This is a genomic window from Mangrovibacter phragmitis (assembly GCF_040429585.1).
Classification (GTDB): Bacteria; Pseudomonadota; Gammaproteobacteria; order Enterobacterales; family Enterobacteriaceae; genus Mangrovibacter; species Mangrovibacter phragmitis.
Genome location: NZ_CP134782.1, coordinates 1,311,209 through 1,335,381 on the forward strand (window position 1 = coordinate 1,311,209; position 24,173 = coordinate 1,335,381).

21 protein-coding genes and 1 pseudogene are annotated in these 24,173 nt (G+C 51.2%); 11 read left to right on the top strand and 11 right to left on the bottom strand.

All coding sequences use genetic code 11. The features are described from left to right. Positions 1-8 precede the first annotated feature (8 nt). The 3 genes from MPHASIOC01_RS06235 to MPHASIOC01_RS06245 all read right to left on the bottom strand — a co-directional run bounded on the left by MPHASIOC01_RS06235 (position 9) and on the right by MPHASIOC01_RS06245 (position 3,457). Complete coding sequence (locus MPHASIOC01_RS06235) at positions 9-860, bottom strand: triphosphoribosyl-dephospho-CoA synthase (protein ID WP_064593615.1); 852 nt, start codon at positions 858-860, stop codon at positions 9-11. Continuing rightward, positions 860-2,515, bottom strand: coding sequence for a malonate decarboxylase subunit alpha (mdcA, locus tag MPHASIOC01_RS06240; RefSeq protein WP_064593618.1), 1,656 nt, complete (start codon positions 2,513-2,515; stop codon positions 860-862). Before mdcA ends, MPHASIOC01_RS06235 begins: the two co-directional genes overlap by 1 nt. Before the next feature lie 237 nt (positions 2,516-2,752). Next, positions 2,753-3,457, bottom strand: a complete 705-nt coding sequence (locus tag MPHASIOC01_RS06245) for a DUF2461 domain-containing protein (protein WP_353614204.1) — start codon at positions 3,455-3,457, stop codon at positions 2,753-2,755. Between the two features lie 231 nt (positions 3,458-3,688). Between MPHASIOC01_RS06245 and MPHASIOC01_RS06250 the strand changes: the two genes are divergently transcribed. Next, positions 3,689-4,108 (top strand): GFA family protein, encoded by a 420-nt coding sequence (locus MPHASIOC01_RS06250; protein ID WP_353614205.1) that lies wholly within the window; start codon positions 3,689-3,691, stop codon positions 4,106-4,108. 11 nt (positions 4,109-4,119) lie between these two features. Here MPHASIOC01_RS06250 and MPHASIOC01_RS06255 read toward each other — a convergent pair. Then, positions 4,120-5,631: pseudogene (locus MPHASIOC01_RS06255) on the bottom strand (MDR family MFS transporter). 75 nt (positions 5,632-5,706) lie between these two features. Between MPHASIOC01_RS06255 and MPHASIOC01_RS06260 the strand changes: the two are divergent. After that, a complete protein-coding gene (locus MPHASIOC01_RS06260) occupies positions 5,707-6,354 on the top strand; it encodes a TetR/AcrR family transcriptional regulator (RefSeq protein ID WP_064593628.1) in 648 nt (215 codons plus the stop codon). 115 nt (positions 6,355-6,469) lie between these two features. Here the strand turns inward: MPHASIOC01_RS06260 and MPHASIOC01_RS06265 are convergent, their stop codons facing one another. Both MPHASIOC01_RS06265 and MPHASIOC01_RS06270 read right to left on the bottom strand, forming a co-directional pair. Next, a complete protein-coding gene (locus tag MPHASIOC01_RS06265; RefSeq protein ID WP_353614206.1) occupies positions 6,470-8,032 on the bottom strand; it encodes a methyl-accepting chemotaxis protein in 1,563 nt (520 codons plus the stop codon). 186 nt (positions 8,033-8,218) lie between these two features. Then, entirely contained in the window at positions 8,219-8,707 is a 489-nt protein-coding gene (locus MPHASIOC01_RS06270; RefSeq protein ID WP_064593636.1) for an Lrp/AsnC family transcriptional regulator, read from the bottom strand. 119 nt (positions 8,708-8,826) lie between these two features. On the opposite strand from MPHASIOC01_RS06270, the gene MPHASIOC01_RS06275 reads away from it, so the two are divergent. Further along, positions 8,827-9,240 (top strand): DUF2000 domain-containing protein, encoded by a 414-nt coding sequence (locus MPHASIOC01_RS06275; protein ID WP_064593639.1) that lies wholly within the window; start codon positions 8,827-8,829, stop codon positions 9,238-9,240. Positions 9,241-9,294: 54 nt separating this feature from the next. Here MPHASIOC01_RS06275 and betA read toward each other — a convergent pair whose 3' ends face one another. The 3 genes from betA to betI are packed head-to-tail and all read right to left on the bottom strand — an operon-like array spanning position 9,295 to position 13,099. Next, entirely contained in the window at positions 9,295-11,004 is a 1,710-nt protein-coding gene (gene betA, locus MPHASIOC01_RS06280; protein WP_353614207.1) for a choline dehydrogenase, read from the bottom strand. Between the two features lie 17 nt (positions 11,005-11,021). Further along, a complete protein-coding gene (betB, locus tag MPHASIOC01_RS06285; protein ID WP_353614208.1) occupies positions 11,022-12,494 on the bottom strand; it encodes a betaine-aldehyde dehydrogenase in 1,473 nt (490 codons plus the stop codon). A gap of 14 nt (positions 12,495-12,508) precedes the next feature. Further along, a complete protein-coding gene (betI, locus tag MPHASIOC01_RS06290; protein WP_064593649.1) occupies positions 12,509-13,099 on the bottom strand; it encodes a transcriptional regulator BetI in 591 nt (196 codons plus the stop codon). Between the two features lie 272 nt (positions 13,100-13,371). Between betI and MPHASIOC01_RS06295 the strand changes: the two genes are divergently transcribed. Beyond that, on the top strand, positions 13,372-15,411 hold the full coding sequence (locus MPHASIOC01_RS06295) for a choline transporter (RefSeq protein ID WP_353614209.1): 2,040 nt from the start codon (positions 13,372-13,374) through the stop codon (positions 15,409-15,411). Positions 15,412-15,662: 251 nt separating this feature from the next. On the opposite strand, the gene pptA is transcribed toward MPHASIOC01_RS06295, so the two are convergent. Both pptA and MPHASIOC01_RS06305 read right to left on the bottom strand, forming a co-directional pair. Further along, positions 15,663-15,893: a tautomerase PptA gene (pptA, locus tag MPHASIOC01_RS06300; RefSeq protein ID WP_064593657.1), complete on the bottom strand. Its 231-nt coding sequence runs from the start codon at positions 15,891-15,893 to the stop codon at positions 15,663-15,665. Positions 15,894-16,037: 144 nt separating this feature from the next. Further along, positions 16,038-17,021 (bottom strand): 2OG-Fe(II) oxygenase family protein, encoded by a 984-nt coding sequence (locus tag MPHASIOC01_RS06305; RefSeq protein WP_353614210.1) that lies wholly within the window; start codon positions 17,019-17,021, stop codon positions 16,038-16,040. A gap of 557 nt (positions 17,022-17,578) precedes the next feature. Here MPHASIOC01_RS06305 and MPHASIOC01_RS06310 point away from each other — a divergent pair. From MPHASIOC01_RS06310 to nfsB, 7 genes are all read left to right on the top strand, one after another. Beyond that, complete coding sequence (locus MPHASIOC01_RS06310; protein ID WP_353614211.1) at positions 17,579-18,556, top strand: ABC transporter substrate-binding protein; 978 nt, start codon at positions 17,579-17,581, stop codon at positions 18,554-18,556. Between the two features lie 17 nt (positions 18,557-18,573). Further along, positions 18,574-19,401, top strand: a complete 828-nt coding sequence (locus MPHASIOC01_RS06315; RefSeq protein ID WP_405027752.1) for an ABC transporter ATP-binding protein — start codon at positions 18,574-18,576, stop codon at positions 19,399-19,401. Continuing rightward, a complete protein-coding gene (locus MPHASIOC01_RS06320; protein WP_369934401.1) occupies positions 19,382-20,185 on the top strand; it encodes an ABC transporter permease in 804 nt (267 codons plus the stop codon). Before MPHASIOC01_RS06315 ends, MPHASIOC01_RS06320 begins: the two co-directional genes overlap by 20 nt. A 16-nt stretch (positions 20,186-20,201) precedes the next feature. Next, positions 20,202-21,629: an amidohydrolase family protein gene (locus MPHASIOC01_RS06325; protein WP_353614212.1), complete on the top strand. Its 1,428-nt coding sequence runs from the start codon at positions 20,202-20,204 to the stop codon at positions 21,627-21,629. Between the two features lie 565 nt (positions 21,630-22,194). Beyond that, positions 22,195-22,455, top strand: coding sequence for a hypothetical protein (locus MPHASIOC01_RS06330; protein WP_156518960.1), 261 nt, complete (start codon positions 22,195-22,197; stop codon positions 22,453-22,455). Continuing rightward, a complete protein-coding gene (locus MPHASIOC01_RS06335) occupies positions 22,455-23,267 on the top strand; it encodes an SDR family oxidoreductase (protein WP_064593678.1) in 813 nt (270 codons plus the stop codon). Before MPHASIOC01_RS06330 ends, MPHASIOC01_RS06335 begins: the two co-directional genes overlap by 1 nt. A gap of 161 nt (positions 23,268-23,428) precedes the next feature. Then, positions 23,429-24,073: an oxygen-insensitive NAD(P)H nitroreductase gene (nfsB, locus tag MPHASIOC01_RS06340; RefSeq protein WP_064593681.1), complete on the top strand. Its 645-nt coding sequence runs from the start codon at positions 23,429-23,431 to the stop codon at positions 24,071-24,073. Positions 24,074-24,173 lie beyond the last annotated feature (100 nt).

Consider the following 24,173-nt stretch of genomic DNA (forward strand, 5'->3'; position numbering starts at 1 on the left):
AATAACGTTTACGATGCCGGCAATGCGACACGGTCAATAAATAGCGTGGCGGCCAGTAAGTCTGCGGCACCACCTGGTGAGGCATTGAGCCTGAGCATGGTCTGGTCGAGGTCAGCAAGCTGCTGCCTGCCTGCGCGGCTGGCGCATCCCCCGGCTTTCAGAACCGCATTTGCGCCCTGTTGCATCGCTTCAAGACCAACCATTCCGGCGCGCGATAATACGCAGGTGTCACTGAGCGTGGTCATGATAGACATCAGCGCATCCAGCATGGCGTGCTGCTCACTGGCCCCTTGTGCGCGGCTGTGCAATAAAGCAGGCAGGCCACGTTTCATCACATGAGGGAAGCCCTGAGCGGCCTCTTCCCGTGCACCCGGTACGCGGTACCGGTGGCTGGCCCGCAGGCCTTTACTGAATACCGTTGGTGCGGCCTGGTCTGGTAGCTGAGCAAGGCGTGCTGCCTGCTCGCTGATGGCACTGGCTGTTGCATTTCCAGACAACATGGCGCAACTGCTTACCATCAGACCGAGTGCCCAAATTGCGCCCCGGTGCGTATTCACGCCGTTGGTTGCCGCCATCATGCTCTGCTCACCTTCTCGCCCGAGGCGGCCTATTAATTGACGTAATGCGACATCTGCCGGCCTGCGCCAGCACTGTTGTGCCAGCGCGAAAAATGTCGGGGTCAGGCTGTGTGCTGAGCGTTCCATCAGACTGAGTGATAAATCGCTGTGCGCGCCATTTCCCCGGCTGTCCACAAGACCAGGCTTAGGGCTAAGGCGGGCTTCGTCAATCAGGCAGCGGGTTGCTGTCTGTGCCAGACGTTGCGCAACAGCATCAGCACTGCTCTGTGGCTGTAGTTTCATTACCAGCTCCGGAATTTTGCCGGTGGGTTATACAAACCGCCTGACCATTCAACCAGGTCGGCAACACTGCCTGCGGCCAGTAACGAACGGGTAGCGTCAGTGCGGCGAATGCCCATATCTTCCGGGAAGCGCACTTTCCCGCTACGGCGCAACGCTTCGACCCGGCTGGCATCAACGCCCAGACCGATATCGGTTATCCCGGCAACTGCGGCAACCATGGCCCGGCGCTCTTCAAGGCTTTCCGCCTGGTAGAGGTAGGCAATGCCTTCTTCGGTCAGAACGTGAGTGACGTCATCACCGTAAATCATCACCGGAGCCAGCGGCATACCGGAGGTTTTGGCAACTTCAACAGCATCCAGTTTTTCAACAAACGTGGGTTTAACACCGGCCTGGAAGGTTTCAACCATCTGCACCACCAGCTTCCGGCCACGTTGCATTGGATCGGGTTCGTTTATCATGGCAAGCCAGGCCGGAGTGGCATGGCGGCGGCCGTGCGGGTCATGGCCCATATTCGGTGCCCCACCGAACCCAGCCAGGCGGCCACGCGTTACCGTGGATGAGTTGGCCAGGCCGTCAACCTGCAGAGTGGAACCAATAAACATGTCAACAGCGTATTGACCGGCTAACTGGCAGAATGCGCGGTTGGAGCGCATAGAACCATCTGCGCCAGTGAAGAACACATCCGGACGTGCTGCGATATAGTCTTCCATACCCAGCTCACCACCGAAGCAGTGCACGCTTTCCACCCAGCCACTTTCAATAGCAGGAATTAATGTGGGGTGCGGGTTGAGTGTCCAGTGTTTACAGATTTTGCCCTTCAACCCCAGTTGTTCACCGTAGGTTGGTAACAACAGCTCAATCGCCGCTGTATTAAAACCAATACCGTGGTTGAGCGACTGCACCTGGTGCTCGGCATAGATCCCTTTGATAGCCATCATGGCCATCAGGATATGTTCCTGCTTGATAAGGCGCGGGTCGCGGGTGAACAGCGGTTCAATAAAGAAGGGTTTATCCGCAACAACGATATAATCAATCCAGGAGCCTGGGATATCGACACGCGGTAAGTCGCACTCGTCATCAACCAGTTCATTCACCTGGGCAATAACAATACCGTCATGGAATGCGGCTGCTTCGACCAGAGCTGGCGTGTCTTCGGTACTCGGCCCGGTATACAGGTTGCCTTTCCGGTCTGCTTTATAGCCAGCGATAAGCGCGACATTAGGTGCCAGGTCAACGTATAAACGCGAATAAAGTTCGATATAAGTATGGATGGCACCAATTTCCAGCAACCCATCTTCCAGCAACTGGGAGATACGTAAACTTTGCGTACCGGAGAATGAGAAGTCGAGTTTGCGGGCAATGCCTTTTTCAAACAGATCCAAATGCTCGCTGCGGCCCACACTTGGCATGATCATATGTAAATCATGGACTTTCTGTGGGTTTACCTCAGCCAGCATCCGGGAAAGGAAGTCTGCCTGTTTTTGGTTATTACCTTCAAGAACGACCCGGTCACCCGGCGCCACTAATTTTTCCAGCATTGAGACAAGTTCCCCGGTGGGGATTACTTTGCCCTTCACGCCTGTTGCGGCCATACGCTGTTGCTTATTGGTACGGCGCTGGTTCCAGACGCGGGTTGGCGTTTGCCCAGACAACATTATAACCTCCTGATTAAGCTAATCATTTTGATTTGCCTGCTGTGAGATTAAGTCTGCGCTGTTAAACCGTTAGCATCAATAAAGTAACGGGTGAAATCATTACTCTGAAGGTAATGATTAATTATCTGTTTTTTGATCAGGACGTGGTTTTTTCTGATTTTTAACCAAAGAGAAGCAAAACAAGTGGGGGAAACGCCAGTTACCACATTAATGACTGGGCATGCTGGCGTAGGTATTTCAGTTGAGTATGGTACGGCGTTTTTGCGTTTCGATTTCCATCAGGAAATGGTAGAGCGGTGCCAGGCGTTCGAACCCTGCCTGTAATAAACCCGGTAACTGGTCATTGAACAGGGTTTCTGTTTCTTTGCCATCGTAAATCAGGGCGAATGACTTGCGGTTATACCAGTTTGCCAGTGCCTGCGGTTCTTTCAGTAACGGGCGCTTATAAGACTCCCCTTCCAGGTTGAAATCGGAAAGTAAAGGCTGCGTGATGGACAGAAAATGTTCACGGTTATCCAATATGTTTTCCCGGAACAGATTCATGGTTTCGCGCGATGCACTGTAATACCCCAGCCCATAGCGCCACCAGTCGGGGCCAAATTCAAAGAAATACGTGGGAGCATCCGTCCAGTTTTTGCTGCTGCGCTTAAATGTCAGCCACAGGTTGCTGCGATACAGGGATTTATCACGGGAAAAACGGGTGTCGCGGTGAATACGAGACAGTGTTTTTCCAATTGCCGGGCGGGTTTCGAACTGATCGTCAATTTGCAGCATTGGTAGCGCAAGTTCACTGACCAGCGAGCGAAAAGGCTTAACCAGCAGGTTGTCATAAATAGAACGGTTTTCGTCAAACCACTCTTTGCTGTTGTTCTGCCGGACATCACGCAAAAACAACAGCCCTTGCGGGTCAAACCCGGTAAACAGGGGTTGTTGGGTTACCATGTGTTCTCCTTGCTTATTTGGCAACAGTGTACGCCCAATAATGTGCCTGCTCATCTGTTTGCTGCCTGTGACAGATTCCGTGAGCAACTCCAGTGAATCGCCGCCCCATCAGTTGGAACGTTAGTGGTAAGTTTGTCGCTAAAACGACACTGTATTGTCAGCCACAAGCGTGATTGTAATGTGTGGCATACAATGTGATAGGAAAGATTCCATAAGCCGGAGGAACAGACAATGCAGAAAATAGTAAAAGCCCGGTGCCACTGTGGCGCTGTTGAGTTTAGCGTTGAACTGAGTGATGGTTTCAATACCGTCCGGCGCTGCAACTGTTCATTTTGCCGGATGCGTGGCGCTGTGGCAGTTTCTGCTGAACTGTCTGGTATCACAGTGACTAAGGGCAAAGACAAACTGACCGAATACCGCTTTAACACTGGCGAGGCCGCACACTATTTTTGCTCTGTCTGCGGCATTTATACCTTTCACCAGCGCAGATCCAACCCACGGCAATATGGCGTTAATGTTGCCTGTATTGAAGGTGTGTCCCCCTTTGACTTCTCACCTGTTGCGGTTCTTGACGGGGTTAACCACCCACGGGATGGCGCCAGTAGTGGCGTGGTTGGCTGGTTAACATTCGCGCCGGAAAATAACCCCTGACAAACAACCTGTTACTGCGCACTGCGTTTTAACGGTGTTTCACGCAAAAACCAGGACAGCGCAAAAGCAATAACCATAATACAGGCCGCCATCAAAAACGCGGCATGAATGGCGCTGCCAAAGGCCGCAAGGTAGTGGTCATGAACCATTGCCGGGAGTTGTTGTGCTGCCAGTGGGTTCATTTTTGCTGGCAATACTGCACCTGGGGGTAGCGAATCAACCAGCCGCGATTGTAAAACGTGGCTGAATACTGCGCCAAACACGGCGACCCCAATTGAGCCGCCAATCGAGCGGAACAGCGTCACACTTGAAGTGGCAACTCCATATTCCCCTGGTGCTGCATTGTTCTGTACTGCCAGAACCAGTACCTGCATCACCATCCCCAGACCCATTCCCAGAATACTGGTGAAGAGATACAACTTAGCAATTGAGTCTGTGGGGGTTATCGTGGTCAGCATCACCATGCCACAGACTGCCAACAATGTACCGGCAATGGGGAACAGGCGGTATCTCCCGGTGCGGCTGATAATGCGCCCACTGATAATGGAAGTCAGTAACAACCCACCCATCAGCGGGAGGAGTTGCATTCCGGCCTAGGTTGGGCTGGCATTTTTAACCACCTGCAGGTAAAGCGGCAGGAAAGTAATTGAACCGAACAGTGACATACCAAAAATAAAGCTCATCAGGCTGCATAACAAAAATGTCCGGCCACGAAACAGGCGCAGTGGAATAATCGGTTCCCAGGCCAGGCGCTCTTCATAAATAAAGCCAATAATGCCAATGATACCGAATGCCAGAATGCACCAGAGTTGCGGGTCACTCCATGCACGAACGCTGCCCCCTTCTGTGGTAAACAGTGTGATGCAAACCAACGCCAGGGTAAGATAAATAGCGCCCAGCCAGTCAATCTGGTGGTGGTTACGCTGGCCTGAACCATTAAATACCGTCGTAATGATCAATAATGCCAGTAACCCAAGTGGTACATTAATGTAGAAGATCCAGCGCCAGGACATATGCTCAACAATGAAACCGCCTATCATCGGGCCAATAACGGTGGCTAAACCAAATACCGCGCCAAACAGGCCCTGATAACGCCCCCGCTCTGCGGGAGGAATGACATCTGCCACTGCGGCCATGCTAATGACCATCAGCCCACCGCCTCCCAGACCTTGCAAAGCGCGCATCAGTACCAGTTGTGCCATGTTCTGTACCACCCCACAGAGCACCGAACCCAACAAAAACAATATAATCGCTACCTGTAACACCCGCTTGCGGCCAAAGACATCACCAAATTTGCCGTAGAGTGGTACGGCAACGGTGGACGTCAGAATATATGCGGTGACTACCCAGGAGAGTTGGTTCAGCCCGCCAAGCTCACCCACAATGGTGGGCAACGCGGTGGAGACAATGGTCTGATCCAGTGCAGACAACAGCATAACCAGCATTAACGCACTGAATAGCAAACGTAATGATGACACCAGAGGCTGCGGTGAGAGAGAATGGTTGACTGTATCAGTCGGCATAGTGCACCTGTTTGTAATTAATTAAATACCCAATTAATATTAGACTGATTCACATGCCGGTCAAGGGAGAAGGAAATGACTACTGCACAAAAAGCGACTTCACCACGCAAACCCGGGCGTCCGCGGGGTGGAAAAAGTAGTACGGCAAACCGTGAACAACTGCTGGATATTGCGCTGCGTTTGTTTGCCCGTCAGGGGGTTGCGCCTACGTCTTTAAACGGAATAGCCAGAGAAGCTGGGGTTACTCCGGCCATGATGCATTACTATTTCCACTCCCGTGAGCAGTTGCTGGATGCCATTGTCCAGGAGCGATTTATGCCTATTCGCGAGCGTATGACTGCACATTTCACGGCACATGCAGATAACCCGGTCCAGGCATTTTCTTTTATGGTGCGGGAACTGGTAAACCAGGCGGAACAACATCACTGGTTTGCTCCTTTGTGGATGCAGGAAATCTCCGGTGAAATTCCGGTACTGCGGGCACATATGGTGGCCAGTGCGGGTGATGACAAGTATCAGGCGCTGATGGCAAAAATAATAGCCTGGCAAGATGCCGGAAAGCTGAATTCCGCCCTCTCCCCTGAGTTACTCATTACCTCGGTCTTGTCTCTGGTGCTGGTGCCTGTTGTGCGCATGCAACATGATGATCGCTTCAGGCACCTGGATGCGGATACTGTGGTAAAGCATTCACTGGCAATACTGAACTGCGGCATTGGGGGGTAACCTGGCCACTACCACACACTTGCTATTTCAGTCTGAAAACGCCCCCTGCGAGTTGTTCGTTATCTGGTAGTGTAGTGTTATAGCCTGGATAGTTATCCAGGCTAATGATAACAGGTTAATAGTCCTGTACAGTATCCAGGCGGAAGAAGCGCACTTCTTCATGCAGCGAGTATGCCTGTTCTGACAGTGACTGTGCGGCAACAGCAACCTGTTCAACCAGTGCTGAGTTTTGCTGAGTCACCAGGTCCATTTGTTCAACTGCCCGGCCAATTTCAGTAATGCCCGTGTTTTGCTCATCACTGGCCATTGATATATCGCCAACAATGGCAGTCACCTGGTTGACTGACGTTTTAATATCTTCCATCGCTTTGCTGGCCTGTGCCGCCTGCAATGAACCCTGGTTAATTTTATCGACTGTGTCATCAATAAGTTTTTTGATGTCCTGTGCTGCATCGGCTGTTTTTTTCGCCAGCACCCGCACTTCGTTTGCCACTACAGTAAATCCTTTCCCCTGCGTTCCCGCACGCGCAGCCTCCACTCCGGCGTTAAGTGCCAGCAAGTTAGTCTGGAAAGCAATACTTTCTATGACCGCAATAATATTGACTATCTCTTTGGAACTGTTGGAAATATTTTGGATTTGTCCAATCATATTCTCCACAATATGCGAACTTTCCACTGAAGCATCTGACGTTCTCTGCGCCAACTGGCTGGCCGTTTTCGCGTTGTCGGTGTTTTCTTTCACAGTTTGAGTAATGCGCGTCATATTGGTGGAGGTTTCCAGTAATGAAGCGGCCTGCTCTTCTGTGCGTTGGGCAAGGTTGGTGTTACCCTGGGCAATTTCTGTGGATGCCTGAGAAATACTGTTACTGCCAGCCATAATGTTACTGATAGTCAGTTTTAACTTTTCTTTCATGCTATCGAGTGATGCCAGCAGGCTGGTGCTGTCATTTGCTTTCAGCACAATAGGCACAGTGAGATCGCCATCAGCAATACGACGCATAATACCCACCGCATAAGCCGGTTCACCGCCCAGCTGGTTTGACATGCTGCGGGTAAGCTTTATTGCAATGATGACAGAAGTCAGTAATGCCAGGGCCCCCAGTGCTAACAACATTTTTACTGCAAAGCTGTAATTATCCGCAGCTTGTTCTGATGACCGCTCACCGGCGGCAATTTCCTTATCCACCAGTTGCGCCAGGTCTTTCATTAACTGAGTACGGTATTTGGCTGAGTTCTGTCCGCTTATCTGGCTGGCACCAGCAATATCTTCTTTATCCAGGGCTGCCAGCACCAACTGGTTTGCGTCGGCAAAAGAAGAAAAATTATCTACTACATCTTGAGCCAGGGCTGAGCGGCTGTTTTCCGTATGGAGTGCCAGATACTGCCGCTCTGCTGCAAGGAAATTCTCGATGGCCTGAGCCAGTTCCTCACGATGCCCGTTACGCTCCTTGAGCGTTTTGGAGGCAATCATTTGCACCTGTTGTAAACGTAACTCCGAGAGGATACCGCGCATTTGCAGGGTGTAGCGAATGCCGGGAACGCGCTCATTACGGAAATTAACAATACGCTGATTATTGCTGTTGAGCTGGTACACAGACACAGCGCCAACGACCGCCATAAGGACCAAAATAAGTGAAAAACTGAGGACGATTTTATAAAAAAAGGTAAGTTTTTTCATTTGTTGCAGCCTGGATAAAATTAAGGGTCAGTGCTGCTATATAACGACTCAATTCAGTAAAGCTTTACGGTTTTAATTTGCTTTATTTGTATGTAAATTACTGATATTTAATATGTTAAAAAATTTACATTTTTGCTGAAACGTTTTTGTTGATCTGGGTCACTAAAATGCCGGGTCCGGTCATGGTCACCGATACCCATCCCCCACAGGCAATCCACTAAGTGGTTTAATTTCTTTAAGCACAAATGACGTTTCCATTGCTTTTATCCCTGGCAGACGGCGAATAACCTTCATGGCGAAGTCTGAATAATCGTCCAGTTCCCGTGCCACAACCTGCAATAAAAAATCTGCACCGCCGCCAATGGCATAACAGGCGATCACCTGAGGTAATTCACTTACCGCCTGCTCAAAAGTCAATGCCTGTTGTTCGTTGTGGCTGTCAATGTTGACCCGAACAAAAGCCATGATCCCAAGCCCGGCTTTTTTGCGATCGAGTACCGCCCGGTAACCCGCAATTACTCCTGCCTCTTCTAACTGGCGTATCCGTCGCCAGCAAGGTGTGGCAGACATGCCGCATTTTTCAGCTAACTGCTGGTTGGTGAACCTGGCGTCCTGCTGCAATAGCATCAGTAACTGAATATCTTTCTTTTGCAGTGAAAAGGTTAAATTTTCCATATATTAATGTTTTCCAGAAAAATAAATCCTTTTATAAGCAATAACACGCAAATTGAGAAACCTTTTTTCACTGTAACGGTGCCAGACTAGTGGCAGAACAAACAGAAGAGGAAAACAGGATGGATGATTTTGCGCTTGCCGTAGTTGTCAACCCGGCTTTATCTGCCGGTTTGCTGGCAAATACGGTGGGAACACTGGCAACCGGGTTGGGATCACGGTTCCCGGCGCTTTCTGCCGGGCAAGTCAGTGACCAGACCGGTTTGTGGTTTGATACCAGTAGTCGTTTGCCCATGCCGGTGTTACAGGCAGATGCCGACACATTGCAACTTTTGTTGCAGCGCTGCCAACAGCGTGACAGCCGTACAGCGCTGGTGGTATACCCGGCGTTTGCACGGGATATTCAACAGATAGAAACTTACCTTACCGAAGTTGCACGGCGAGATTTGAGTGCAGAACCGCTGGATGGTATTGCATTATGTGGGCCACGTAAGTGGGTACGTTCTTTGACGGGTTCGCTCAAATTATTGCGCTGAACGCGCCTGGCAATAACCCAGTCTGGCCCCGGTATGGGGCCCGACTGGCAGATGTTATGCTTCTGGCACGGTACTTCTTGCTGTGATTTCACGCAATGGGGTTTTACGCACTGGTGCATCACCAGCCACGTAATAATCCGCGTCCGATGGCGGTAGTGCCTCACGTCCACGGATCATGTCGGCAATTTTTTCACCAATCATAATAGTGGTGGCATTGAGGTTACCGGTGACAATTTGTGGCATTAAAGACGCATCCACTACCCGTAATCCGGTTAAGCCATGTACCCGGCCTTCACCATCAACCACAGCGAGTTCATCGCTGCCCATTTTGCATGTGCCGCAAGGGTGGAACGCGGTTTCGGCATGTTCGCGCACAAAGGCATCCAGCTCTTCGTCACTCTGGCACCAGGAACCCGGGCTGATTTCTTCACCACGGAATTTATCCAGCGCAGGTTGTTGCATGATTTCCCGCGTCAGGCGAATGGCGGCACGGAACTCTTCCCAGTCCTGCTCACAGGACATGTAATTAAACAAAATACCCGGAGCTTCTCTTGGGTCAGTGGAACGAAGCTTTACGCGACCACGACTGGGTGAACGCATTGAACCTACATGGCACTGGAAGCCGTGCTTCTGGATGGCATTTGAGCCGTTGTAATTGATGGCTACCGGCAAAAAGTGATACTGAATATTTGGCCACGCAAAACGGGCATCGGAGCGAATAAAGCCCCCGGCTTCAAACTGGTTGCTGGCACCAACTCCTGTACCATTGAACAACCACTCGGCGCCAATTGCTGGCTGGTTCCACCACTGTAACGCAGGCCATAACGAGACAGGTTCTTTGCACTCATACTGTAGGTACATTTCCAGGTGATCCTGCAGGTTAGCCCCAACACCAGGTAAGTGGTGCACCAGCGGGATCCCCAGTTCCTGCAACCAGTCTGCGCGCCCCACTCCGGAACGTTGCAGAATTTGAGGCGAGGCAATAGCGCCTGCGGATAACAATACTTCATGTTCTGCTTCTGCGCGTACCGGAATATTGCTGTCACCTTCAAGGTACTCAACGGCGACCGCTTGTTTACCTTCGAAAATAATGCGGTCGGTTAAAGCGTGGGTGACAATGGTCAGGTTTGCGCGCTGTTTTGCCTGGTCGAGGTAACCACGAGCGGTACTGGCACGGCGGCCCTGCGGTGTGACAGTACGATCCATTGGGCCAAAGCCTTCCTGCTGGTAGCCATTCAAATCGTCAGTGCGTGGGTAGCCGGCCTGCACGCCCGCTTCCACCATGGCGTTAAACAGCGGGTTATTGCCAGTTTTCGGTGTGGTCACGCTGACTGGCCCATCTCCGCCATGCCATGGGTTTGCGCCCGTATCACGGCTTTCTGCTTTACGGTAATAAGGCAGGCAATGGCGGTAATCCCAGTTTTTCAGCGCCGGGTCCTGTGCCCAGTTATCCAGGTCAAGAGCATTACCGCGGATATAGCACATGCCATTAATCAGTGATGAACCGCCCAGACCTTTACCGCGGCCACACTCCATGCGCCGGTTATTCATATGCGGCTCTGGTTCGGTTTCATAGGCCCAGTTATACCGCCGCCCCTGTAACGGGTATGCCAGCGCAGCGGGCATCTGGGTGCGGAAATCCATGCGGTAATCTGGCCCGCCAGCTTCCAGTAATAACACCGTGGTTTCCGGGTCTTCTGTTAAACGCGCGGCCAGCACATTTCCTGCGGACCCGGCGCCGATAATGATGTAATCATATTTCATTCGTCGCTCCTCAGGGGTTAAAACAAAGAACTGAATTCACCCAGTTCAACCTGAATTGATTTTAGCTGGGTGTAATGCTCAAGGGTTGCCAGTCCGTTTTCCCGGCCAATGCCCGATTGTTTGTAACCGCCGACCGGCATTTGCGCAGGCGATTCCCCCCATGTGTTGATCCAGCAGATCCCGGCATCCAACTGATGAATGATCCGGTGTGCACGGCGAATATCATGGCTTACTACACCAGCCGCCAGACCATACTGTGTGGCATTGGCCCGTGAAATGACTTCGTTTTCTTCTTCCCAGGTCAGGATGCTCATTACTGGCCCAAAAATTTCTTCGCGGACAATCGTCATATCATCACGGCAATCGGTGAAGACTGTCGGTTCCACCCAGGCACCACCCGCAAACGCCTCGCCTTGTGGCGCGCCACCGCCACATAACACTCGCGCCCCCTCTTCTTTGCCTTTGGCGATATAGTTCATTACCCGGTCGCGGTGCGGAAAACTCACCAGCGGGCCAAAGTTGGTTTCAGGGGCTAACGGATCACCGGCACGGATACGGGCTACCCGCTCACAAATAGCCTTTTCAAAGGCTGTTTTCATTTTGGCAGGAACAAAAACGCGGGTGCCATTAGTACAAACCTGGCCTGAGCTGAAAAAATTCGCCATCATCGCGATATCTGCGGCCATTTCTATTGGTGCGTCTTCACAGATGATCAATGGAGATTTGCCACCCAATTCCATGGTGACTTCTTTGAGCGAGGAAGATGCCGCGCTGGCCATAACGTTTTTCCCGGTTGGCACCCCACCTGTGAAGGAGATTTTGGCAATTCCTGGGTGGGTGGTCAGGCACTGCCCGGTTTCAGGCCCGGTACCTGGCAGCACATTGAACACGCCATCAGGTAAACCGGCTTCGGTGTAGATTTCCGCCAGTTTCAGTGCCGTCAATGGAGTGACTTCGCTGGGTTTAAAGATCATGGCGTTACCTGCCGCAAGCGCTGGCGCAGATTTCCATAATGCAATCTGAATGGGGTAATTCCACGCGCCAATACCCGCAACCACACCCAGTGGTTCTCGGCGGGTGTAAACAAACGCGCTGTCTCGTAATGGGATTTGCTGCCCTTCCAGCGCCGTTGCCAGGCCGGCGTAGTACTCCAGTACATCGGCACCAGTGACAATATCCACGGTACTGGTTTCGCTGTACGCTTTCCCAGTGTCCAAAGTTTCCAGGTGAGCCAGTTCGGCATTACGCTCACGCAATATTGTCACCGCTTTTTGCAGGATACGGCCCCGCTCTGTTGCGGTCATTGCTGCCCAGATTTTCTGTCCGCGGGCAGCGGATGCAACCGCGTTGTCCACATCCGCCTGCCCGGCGGCATGAACCAGGGCCAGTACATTACCGTTGGCCGGGTTGATGGTCTCAAAGGTGGTGCCTGCCACACTCGGGACATAGCGTCCGCCGATGTAGAGTTGTTGTTCACCCAATGGGGACATGTGTTTCTCCTGTGTTAATCGGTGCCAGACAACGCGTTGTCGATATAAACCATGGCAATTGCCATAGCCTGCACCCGGTTAAAAGGTTTGCCACTTAGCGAGGCCCGTAACCACAGCCCGTCAATCAGCGCACTCAGCCCGTAGCCTGCAACCCTTGCCTGCGGTTGTGGCATCACTTTGCGAAATTCCGCAACCAGGGTGGATAACAACCGGCGGCTACTGATGGTTTGCAGCCGGTGCAACATTGGGTGGTGCATACTTGCCGCCCAAAATGCCAGCCAGGCTTTCATTACTGCCGATGTGGTCTGGCCTTCATCAAAGTTACCTTCGACAATGGCACTCAGGCGGGCATGGACATCTGCCGGGTCCACCTGGCGTAAACGCCCTACCACGGCGTCACGCAGGTGCGCCGTAATATCGCGCATAGTCGCTTCCAGCAGACCGTTTTTGTCACGAAAGTAATGGCTGATGATTCCTGTGGAGACACCTGCGCGTGAAGCAATTTGCGCGATGGTTGCATCATGCAAACCCACCTCGTTTATGGCGCTGAGCGTGGCATCAATCAGTTGTCTGCGCCGGATTAGCTGCATCCCCACTTTTGGCATTGTTACGGCCTCATTCATCAATACTTGTTATCTATTTAATCTTTTTTTAATTGAACGTTCAATAAAAAATGTGTATTAATTGTTACATGTAATGATTGCCATGGTTAATAAAATGAACGCTCATTGATTTGAAGATGTACTTAACTTACTGAAAATAAATAAATTATGATTAAAACAGGCAAGGAGCTGACCTGCATACAACTCAACAAAGGGATATTTGTCACCTGCGCTGCTCTTAAGGGCGGTCACCATTACTTAAACAGAGGTAATTGATGACGACACCGAATACATCTCCCGCCAGGGAAAAAAACAAACTCAACCCCGTGGTCTTCTGGTTTTCCGCCGGGCTGATTTTGTTGTTTTCATTCTGTACTATCCTGTTCCGGGATTTTTCCGCGACTGTAATAGGACGCACACTAAGCTGGGTTTCAGCAACGTTTGGCTGGTATTACTTACTGGCCGCCACGCTGTATATCGTCTTTGTGGTTTTTCTTGCCTGCTCCCGCTATGGCGATATCAAGCTTGGGCCTGAGCACTCCCGGCCTGAATTCAGTCTGTTGAGTTGGGCTGCGATGTTGTTTGCCGCAGGGATAGGTATTGACCTGATGTTCTTCTCTGTTGCCGAACCGGTTACCCAGTATATGTCTCCGCCGGAAGGTGCCGGGCAAACCGTTGAAGCCGCACGTCAGTCAATGGTCTGGACTCTGTTCCATTACGGCCTGACGGGTTGGGCAATGTACGCATTAATGGGCATTGCTCTGGCTTACTTCAGTTACCGCTACAAATTGCCGCTGGCGATTCGCTCGGCGCTCTACCCCATTTTTGGCAAACGGATTAATGGCCCAATTGGGCATACTGTTGATATCGCAGCGGTAATTGGTACGATTTTTGGTATTGCCACCACACTGGGGATTGGTGTCGTTCAGCTTAACTATGGGCTGAATGTGCTGTTCGATATTCCCGATTCCATGGGGGCGAAAATTGGCTTAATTGCGTTTTCCGTGCTGGTTGCCACTATTTCCGTAACCTCAGGTGTTAATAAAGGCATTCGCCTGTTATCGGAACTCAACGTATTGATGGCTCTTGGCCTGATTCTGTTTATGCTGTTTGCTGGTAATACCGAGTTCCTGCTGAATGCACTGGTACTGAATGTTGGGGATTACATTAACCGCTTTATGGGAATGACCCTGAACAGCTTCGCGTTTAACCGGCCAACAGAATGGATGAACAACTGGACGCTGTTTTTCTGGGCCTGGTGGGTGGCATGGTCACCGTTTGTTGGGTTGTTCCTTGCGCGTATTTCTCGTGGCCGTACCATTCGCCAGTTTGTGCTGGGTACGCTGATTATACCTTTCACTTTCACCCTGTTGTGGTTGTCTGTATTTGGTAACAGCGCACTCTACGCCATCATGCATGGTGACGCAGGCTTCGCGACCGAAGCGATGGCCCACCCGGAGCGTGGTTTTTATGGATTGCTGGCACAGTACCCCGGGTTTACGTTCAGCGCTTCTGTTGCCACCATCACCGGTCTGTTGTTCTATGTCACATCCGCGGATTCCGGCGCACTGGTGCTGAGTAACTTCACGGCCAAACTGAAAGACATTAATAGTGATGCGCCTAACTGGTTGCGTATTTTCTGGTCGTTGGCGATTGGTGTACTCACCATTGGCATGCTGATGACTAATGGAATTCCGGCCTTGCAGAACACCACTGTTATCATGGGGTTACCCTTCAGCTTTGTCATGTTTTTTGTGATAGCTGGTTTGTATAAATCGCTCAAGATTGAAGATTACCGCCGGGCCAGTGCCTCGATGGATCTGGCCTCTGTCCCGGAAGCCCAGGGGAGGCTCAGCTGGAAAAAACGCATCTCGCGCCTGATGAACTACCCCGGACAGGGATATACCGAGAGAATGATGGAAACTATCTGCCAGCCCGCCATGGAAGAAGTTGCCAGTGAACTGGCAAACAGTGGCGCGGAAGTGGAATGGAAACGCGTGCCGAATGTGGAGGATGCATCGGAACCTGGCTATTTGTCACTGCGTGTGGGCCTGGGTGATGACTCAGATTTCCTCTACCAAATTCACCCGCAGCGCTATGCCATCCCGGGCTTTACCTACCGGGCACAGAGTGGAAAATCCACTTACTTCCGACTGGAGACATTCCTGCGTGAAGGTAGCCAGGGGAATGACCTGATGGGCTACAGTAAAGAACAGGTTATTACAGATATTCTGGATCAGTATGAGCGGCATCTGAACTTTATTCATCTGCACCGCGAAGCGCCGGGGAATACTATTGTCTTTCCTGCCGCCTGACCGGCATGAGTTAAAACCGCCGCACATCTGTGTGGCGGTTTTTTTGCACAAAAAAAGCGCCTTCAGGCGCTCGAGTCTGATGACAAACCTCATGTCCGCACAGAACGAGAGGATGTCACCCAATAAAAACCGGGAAAATCAATTCATTGATTTTCGGCTGCTAACTAAAAAGAAGGAAAAACCACGCTTTTTCCTTCTTTTTCATCAATCTGAAGCGCCTTCAGGCGCTGATTACTGATTACCTGAATAAACTAGAGTTCATACCCTGGTTTTTTGGCGAGGTTATTCATTTGGGGGGCGATTTCGCGATCATATACCTGTGTTTTCCAGTGCTCCGGTGAAATATAACCCAGAGCAACGGATACAGTGTGCTCTGCTGCCTGCAGATGTTTCTGCAGCACCTGGCTAATATCATCTGCCAGTGCTTTTTTCTGTTCCTGGGTTAACTCGCGGGGGTAACACTTAATATCAACATGGGGCATATCGCTACTCTCCGAAAAATAAATTAGTGTGCAAGATAACCTGTATTTGCCACGGTTTCACGCAAAAATACCTGCCTGTACTCAGGATGAGTGTAACCAGGCATAACCGGCGGAACACACCGGTTATGCGCATAAAAACTAACGTCAGTATTTCCCGGAAAAATTCGCGCTGACGCGCTGAGCCAGGTAGTCTTTGGCGCTGACTGGCGGGTATTTTCCCAAAGGCCCCTGAATGACCACATCTTCATTGGCCTGGCAGAAAAAAGCCAGGCTATAACGTGGGCCATTATATTCACCAGGTCTGGGGTTACGTACCCGGTGGAAATTAGACGGTAGCAGATCATCACTCCAGCGCATTAACATATCTCCAATGTTACAGGTAATCACGTCGTCGTGCGGTTCAATGGGTGTCCACGCCTGGCTCTGGTGCTCTTTGCCGGGGCAAACCTGTAAACCGCCCTGCCCGGCGCGCTGGAATAATAGTGTCAGGCAGTCAAAATCCGTGTGTGCGCCTGCCCGCCAGGATTGCGTGTTAAGGGGGACCGGGTAATAGTGCAGCATGCGTAAGGTGCTTTGGTATCCAGTGCTTGCCGGGTCATGTGCCGTGGTGAAAAAATCCTCGCTGAATCCGAGTTTCAGTGCAAAGCAAGACAGTACCTGCATACCCAGTGCCCAGCACTGGTGCTCAAATGCCAGTGTTTCTTGTTTAAAACCGGGTAATATCTCTTCTTCTGGCCACAGGCCAGCCATGCGTGGACGGGTTAATTGCCAGGACTCTTTCTGGTCAGGTGTACCGGTCGATGGGCGTATTTGCGCTTTGCTTTCCCAGCCTGCATTACGGTTTAGTGGGTAACGCGCTTTAATTTCCTGAGGAAGGGCAAAAAATTGTTCAGCGCGCTCAAACGCGGCCTGAATATCCTGAAGGGGAATGCCGTGGTTCTTTAGTTGAAAAAAACCGATATCTGTGGCGGCAGCCCAAATCGCGTCGGCAATCTCTGTTTTACGCTGCACAAAGTTCTGCATGTCAATGACACGGACTTCACGCTGAGCTTCCAGCCCTGGTGCGCCCATAGTGGCTTCTTTATTCAGTTCATCCAGTAAATAAGTAGCAGTGAAAGGTTGATTCATGGTTCACCCTCTTTAAATGACAGGGTGGCCCACTGTGCGGGCCACAACTCAGTAAACACCACAGGCTTGTGGTGCACATTGAGCAATGACCCACCGGTAAAGACAGGTAACCGGCTGAACGCTTCTACTCATGACTATTTCAGCAAAAGCCATGCCAGCATTCTTATTTTACTTATCATATTGAAAATAATTGTTTTTTATGTGGTCTGCGCCGCTAATCACTGCATGATACGCACAATATTAGTGCGTTGGTGCAACTTTTGTTTCACTACAGTGCGTAATAATGCAACCTGGCATTAACATTTGTGCATCTTTTTATTCGGGTGACTTATGGGGGATTGGTTTTATATATGTATATCAACGTGTTAGTTGTTCATGATTTGAACTGGCACCGCCTTTGCAATAGCAGATGCAGAGTATAAGCGGTTAGTGCGGCCAGCCCGCATGGGACATTGCTCTGCAACGTTAGCGGTTCCTCATCAGGAGCCACGCGTATTGCAATGAGCATACCGCACCCCTGATGAGGCGTTACTTGTCCATTACTCTTTGGGGGTTCTATGTCGTTTAGCTTCAGATGCCGTACCGTCGCCACCTCTCTGCTGTTTGCAGCAACGCTTACCCATTTCGCCCACGCCAACGATAAACTGGTTCTGCAAACCACCTGGGTTGCTCAGGCTGAACAAGGTGGTTATTACCAGGCGGTGGCGACCGGGATTTATAAAAAATATGGTCTGGATGTTGATGTGCGCGCCGGAGGGCCGCAACTGAATAATATGACTTTGCTGCTTGCTAAACGTGCCGATGTCATAGTGAGCTATGATTTGCAGGTACTCAAAGGCATTGAACAGCATTTTCCCCTGAAAGCTATTGCGGCCCCTTTCCAGTTTGACCCACAGGGTTTGCTGACCCACGGTAATGTCAAAAATCTTGATGACTTAACAGGAAAAACCATTCTGGTTTCCGCCAGTGGGCAAGCCAGTTGGTGGCCCTGGCTGAAAACGAAGTACCATCTGAAAGACAGCCAGGTACGCCCTTATACTTTCAATATGCAACCGTTTCTGGCTGACAAAAACACAGCACAACAAGCTTATGCCACTTCAGAAGTGCAACAGGCAAAACAAGCCCAGCCTGACAGTGAATTCTGGCTGTTTGCCAAATACGGCTATCCGGCATATGGCGGCATTCTGGTTACCCGTAATGATTTGCTGGCAGAGAAACCCGATGTCCTCAAACGCTTTGTTGAAGCCTCTATGGAAGGCTGGAAAAGTTATCTGAAAAATCCGGCGCCCGGTAATGCATTAATTAAAAAAGAGAATCCACAGATGACGGATGCTGTACTGGCGTTTGGCATCAGCCAAATGAAGAAACTGCAGCTTATTGAAGGGGGGGATGCCAAAGCTGGCGGTGTGGGCGTGATGACAGACAAACGCTGGGAAGCCACCCGCAATTTCATGGTTAATGCCGGGCTGCTGAATCCTGCGACCGACTGGAAGGCCGCTTATACCACACAATTTTACCCAAAAAACGCTATGTAATGGGTGACGGAGGCGATATGAGCAGCGTCTTATCTTTTGATTCTGAGCCATCAACAATATCAACAATGGCAACGCCTGGCTCGCGCTTTCTGATGGCGCGTGGAGTGGAAAAGCGTTACCCCAATGGCACTCTTGCCCTGGAGCGGTTAAATCTGGATATCGCGCAGGGTGAAATCGTTTCGTTACTTGGCCCTTCAGGGTGCGGCAAAAGTACCTTGTTAAAAATGTTTGCCGGACTGGAAAGCCCTACCGCCGGTCAGGTGCGCTGGAATGGTAAGGCAGAACGGGACGAGCACAGCCGTATGGGCATGGTGTTTCAGGAAGCGACACTGATGCCATGGGCAACCGTTGCCGAAAATGTGCGCCTGCCGCTGGATCTGCGCCACGAGAACAAAAAACAGGCTAACCTGCGTGTGTTACAGGCGCTGGAGACTGTAGGGTTGAGTGCCTTTGCCCATGCCCGGCCAAAAGAGCTTTCGGGCGGGATGCAAATGCGGGTTTCACTGGCCAGAGCCCTGGTGACCAACCCCTCGTTATTGTTAATGGATGAACTTTTTGGTGCGCTGGATGAATTCACCCGCCAGCGGCTTGATAGTGAGATTCGCACATTGTGGGCGTCCCGTAACCTCACCGTGGTGTTTGTTACGCACAGTATCTATGAAGCAGTTTACCTTTCTTCGCGCGTTATTGTGATGGGAGCACGGCCAGGCAGAGTGATTGCCGATATCGCCATCGATGGCCCACAAGACCGGGATTCAGGATTTCGGACTTCAGAACGTTTTATTCGCCAGTGCGCATTATTGTCGGCACAACTGGAACAGGCCAGTGGAGGTCAGCATGACTAAGCCGTTGTTCGATAACCCGGCCATGCGTCGTGCAGTGTGGCCGGTGTTACTGGGCCTGGTGGTAATCGGTGCCTGGGAGGTGTGTTTCCGCCAGTTTGCTGTACCTGTGTGGCTGGCCCCAAAACCCAGCGATATTGCTGCTGTGCTTTATCAACAGTGGCCTGCACTCCTGGGGAGTTTTTGGGTTACGCTGAAAGTCACCCTGCTGGCTTTTATGCTGGCGGTTTGTATTGGTACAGCCGTCGCATTTTTGTTTGTCCAAAGCCGGGTTATTGAATCCTGTCTGATGCCCTGGGCTATTTTGTTTCAGGTTACGCCAGTGGTTGCTATTGCACCGTTGGTAATCATCTGGATCCACAACACCACTCTGGCTCTGGTGGTATGCGCAATGCTGGTTGCTGTGTTTCCGGTGTTAACCAACACCACTTTGGGTTTACGTAGTGTCAGCCCGGGGCTGGTTAATCTGTTTCGTATCAACCAGGCAACTCGTTGGCAGGAACTGATACGCCTGCGCCTGCCTGCGGCGCTGCCCCACTTTTTTAGCGGGTTACGTGTTGCCTCCGGGCTGGCGTTAATTGGTGCCGTGGTCGCTGAGTTTGTTGCCGGAACGGGGGGAACTGGTGCGGGGCTTGCCTGGCAAATCCTTCAGGCGGGGTTCCAGCTTAACCTGCCTTTGATGTTCGCCGCCCTGTTTCTAATTACCTGCACTGGGCTGGGTTTATTCTGCCTGATGTCACTGCTCAGCCACTACTTCCTGCGTCACTGGCATGAAAGCGCGCAATAAACCACAAGGAGTTGAGATGACCCGTTTACTGATTAAGCACTGCCACACCATTATGACAGGCCTGGCGGGTGACCTGGCCCGCCACAGCGGGCACGATATTCTGGTTGAAGACGGCACCATCACAGCTATTGGTGACCTGGATACTCCTGACAACACACCTGTTTTGGATGCTCAGGGCTGTATTGCCTACCCCGGCTGGGTTAACACTCATCATCATTTGTTCCAGTCGCTACTTAAAGGTGAAGCTGGCGGGCTTAACCAAAGCCTTGGTGCATGGCTTGCTGCCACACCTTATCGTTACCGTGCTGCGTTTGATGAACAGACGTTTCGCGTTGCGGCCCGTGTTGGCCTGGTTGAGTTATTGCGTTCCGGGTGTACTACGGTGGCCGATCATCACTATCTTTACTGGCCCGGCATGCCCTTTGACAGCGCCGATATTCTGTTTGAAGAAGCCAGCGCATTAGGGATTCGTTTTGTGTTATGTCGGGGAGGCGCCACACAAACTCGTGGTCTTGAGGAGAATTTACCTCAGGCGTTGCGCCCGGAAAAATTTGATAACTGGATGGCCGACATGCAGCGGCTGATTAGCCGTTACCACCAGACCAGCGATATTGCCATGCGCCAGGTGGTCATGGCGCCAACCAGCACGTTGCACTCCACCACTGCGGAACAATTGCGCGAATGTGCTGATCTGGCTCGCCGCTCTGGAATTCGCCTGCACAGCCACCTGTCTGAAACGGTGGATTACCTTGATGCCGCACGCAGTAGGTTTGCCATGACACCGGTTGAGTTTTGTGCGGAACATGGCTGGACCGGCCCGGATGTCTGGTTTGCACATCTGGTGAAGTTATTGCCGCAAGAGATTGCTCTGTTGGGGGCAACCGGCACAGGTATCGCACATTGCCCGCAAAGTAATGGGCGTCTTGGCAGTGGTATTGCCGATATTATTGGCCTTGAACAGGCGGGTGTGAAAATTTCACTGGGCGTGGACGGTGCCGGTTCGAACGAAGCGGCAGATATGATTAGTGAAACCCATGCAGCCTGGTTAATGCAACGCGCACGCAAAGGCATGCTGGCAACCCCTCGCTATGATGGCGGTCAGTGGGAAGGTGGCGGTGATGCAGCAACGGTTGAAGACGTTATCCGTTGGGGAACATCAGGGGGAGCGACTGTGCTGGGGCTCAATGGCACCGGTTCACTGGCTCCGGGTATGGCGGCAGATATCGCGCTGTATCAACTGGATGACCCCCGTTATTTTGGGTTGCACGACCCGGCAATTGCCCCTGTTGTCAGTGGCGGGCGGCCAGGTTTGCGGGCGTTACTGTGCGCAGGCCAGGTTGTTATGGAAAACGACAACCTGCCGGGTGTTGACCTGGCTCAGCTTGGGCTGGATGCTGCCAGTGCGGTAATACAGTTGCAAACACGGGCAGGCCTGCGTCGCTAATTCACCAGGACCACCCTGACGGCAATTACCGGCAACAGTCAGTGTTGCCGGTGTTCCTGATTTTCTTTGGTGATGCGCCCTGAAACAGAACTTTATTTAAATCACAAAAAATTAACATCCCCAAAAAATTTTTTACCTGCGGTTGTTTTTAAGTCTTTCTTAATCATGGCTGCGTACTGTTTGTTCATCGGCACTGATTGCAGAGAACAGACAGATGGATTCAACCTCGTTCTGGAAACTTACAATCATCTTCATTTCTGGCCCCACAGAGGAGCCCAACGGGGTACGTTTGCGTGAAAAAAGTATTAATTTTACTACGCAGGCGCACTGGCAGCCGCAGGGTCTTTTATCCTCTGAATGGACGATGGCTGAGATGCTCTGCCTGGCGATATTGCAACTTGATGCTCTTAACGAAAGGCTGGCGGATCATGCGCGTATCGGTCCGCTGATATCCACCTGTGCGATAACAAAACATCAGTTTGTCACTCCTAATGGACGACTGCGACCACAGGCTGTTTTCCATTATTTTTTGCTGATAATCCATTTTTTCAGGCGGAGATTACCCATGGCATTGTATCAACCACTTGTTGCGCAAACTGATAGCGCCAGTATTGCTCCTGCGATAGCAAGACACCTTGAGTTACCAGACAGCGCGCTCAGTTACCTGCACTCCCATGGCGAGTGGGATAAATCCTGTGTTGAGTTTTTTACCCGCCTGATGAATGAAGTGACACAACCTCAGGACCAGACTGCGATTATTCATGCTGCACAAATGGTTTACCCGTTGTATGCAGCGATGTTGGCTGAAGTCGCCGGAGTTTACTGATGAAACTGACGAATAAACGCGTGTTACTGACGGGCGCCAGCGGAGGAATTGGTCAGGCGCTGGCTTTTGAACTTGCCTCACGGGGAGCACACCTGATTTTAGTGGGGCGTAATGGCCCGGCCATGAACGAACTGGTTAAGCGCCTGCCTGGAGCGGCTTATCATCAGGTAATGACGGTTAAGCATTACAGCCATGATGAAATTAGCGAGTTGCGTGAGGTGCTCCAGTATGAACCCCGGCTGGATGTGCTTATCAATAATGCTGGCACTCAATGCTTCCGCTGGCTTGAAAAACAGTCGTTTGGCGATATTCATGCGCAACTTTATACCAACACAGAAGTACCGATTTTGCTCACCCGGGCGCTACTGGACAGGTTTAATGCCGAAGGCATGGTAGTTAATGTGGGGTCTATCATGGGAGATATTGGTTACCCAGGTTACAGCCTGTATTGTGCCAGTAAGTTCGCATTGCGTGGATTCAGTGAGGCTTTGAGCCGTGAACTGGCAGACACCGGCATTCGCGTAGTGTACGTTGCCCCCCGTGCCACCGATACATCATTAAACAGTGAGGCTATGGTGGAAATGAACCGGCTGCTCGGTAATAAGAGTGACTCGCCTCAATGGGTAGCCAGTCAGATAATTACTGCAATCCAGAAACGGCGCTTACGTACTCGTCTTGGCTTTCCGGAAAGGTTTTTTGTGAAAATCAATGCGTTGCTCCCCACACTGGTTGATAACGCGCTGATACGCAAACTGGCAGTCATTCAGCAATTTGCCCGGACCAGCCTGAAACCTGGAGCAAAGAAATCATGAAACATCGTGCGGGCAACTGATTGCCACTTCGTGCGTTTATCTCTCATGCTGTCTGGCAGACCCAAAGCCACCACTGATATTCTTTGCAAGAATCGGACCGGTTAGTCACCACCTTAACCGGTCTTTATGACGATGTCGCAGTTTGACTAAGGACTCTTGCAATGACTATCGACCAAATTGTTCGTCAGCGTTATACCAGCAAAGCGTATGATGGCAGCCGTAAACTGACACAGGAACAACAGCAACAGTTGCTGGATGTGCTGCGTTTTGCCCCTTCATCAGTTAACTCACAGCCATGGCACTTTTATGCAATAACGTCGGACGAAGCAAAACAACAGATAATCCCGGCGGTGAGTGAGCCGAATGCCGCAAAAATTCATAACGCTGCTTTGGTAGTCGTTTTCGCAACCCGTACAGCTATTGATGACGCTCATCTGAACGCGATTCTTGAAAAAGAACAGCAGGATGGCCGTTTTATCAACAGTGATGCCCGCGAAGGCATGGATAAAGGCCGCCGTTACTTTGTTGGGCTGAACAGTACATCGGCAGAAAAACAACGCGAATGGATGGCACGCCAGGCTTATATCGCGCTGGGTTTCTTGTTGCTGAGCGCTGCGACAATGGGGCTCGATGCCACACCAATAGAAGGTTTCACTGCGTCCAAAATGGATGATGTGCTGGGCCTCGCAGAAAAAGGCCAGACCAGTGTGGTCGTTGCGACGGTCGGTTATCGCAGTGATGCAGATTTTAATGCGAAATTACCGAAATCACGCCTCGACCAAAACGAAGTGATCACCCTACTCTAAGCCGCACCGGGTCTGAAAATCAGACCCGTCATTCCAATTGTTATTACTCTGTTACTTTGTGACGTTGTCACATATTATCCATGTATTCTTTACTGAATAA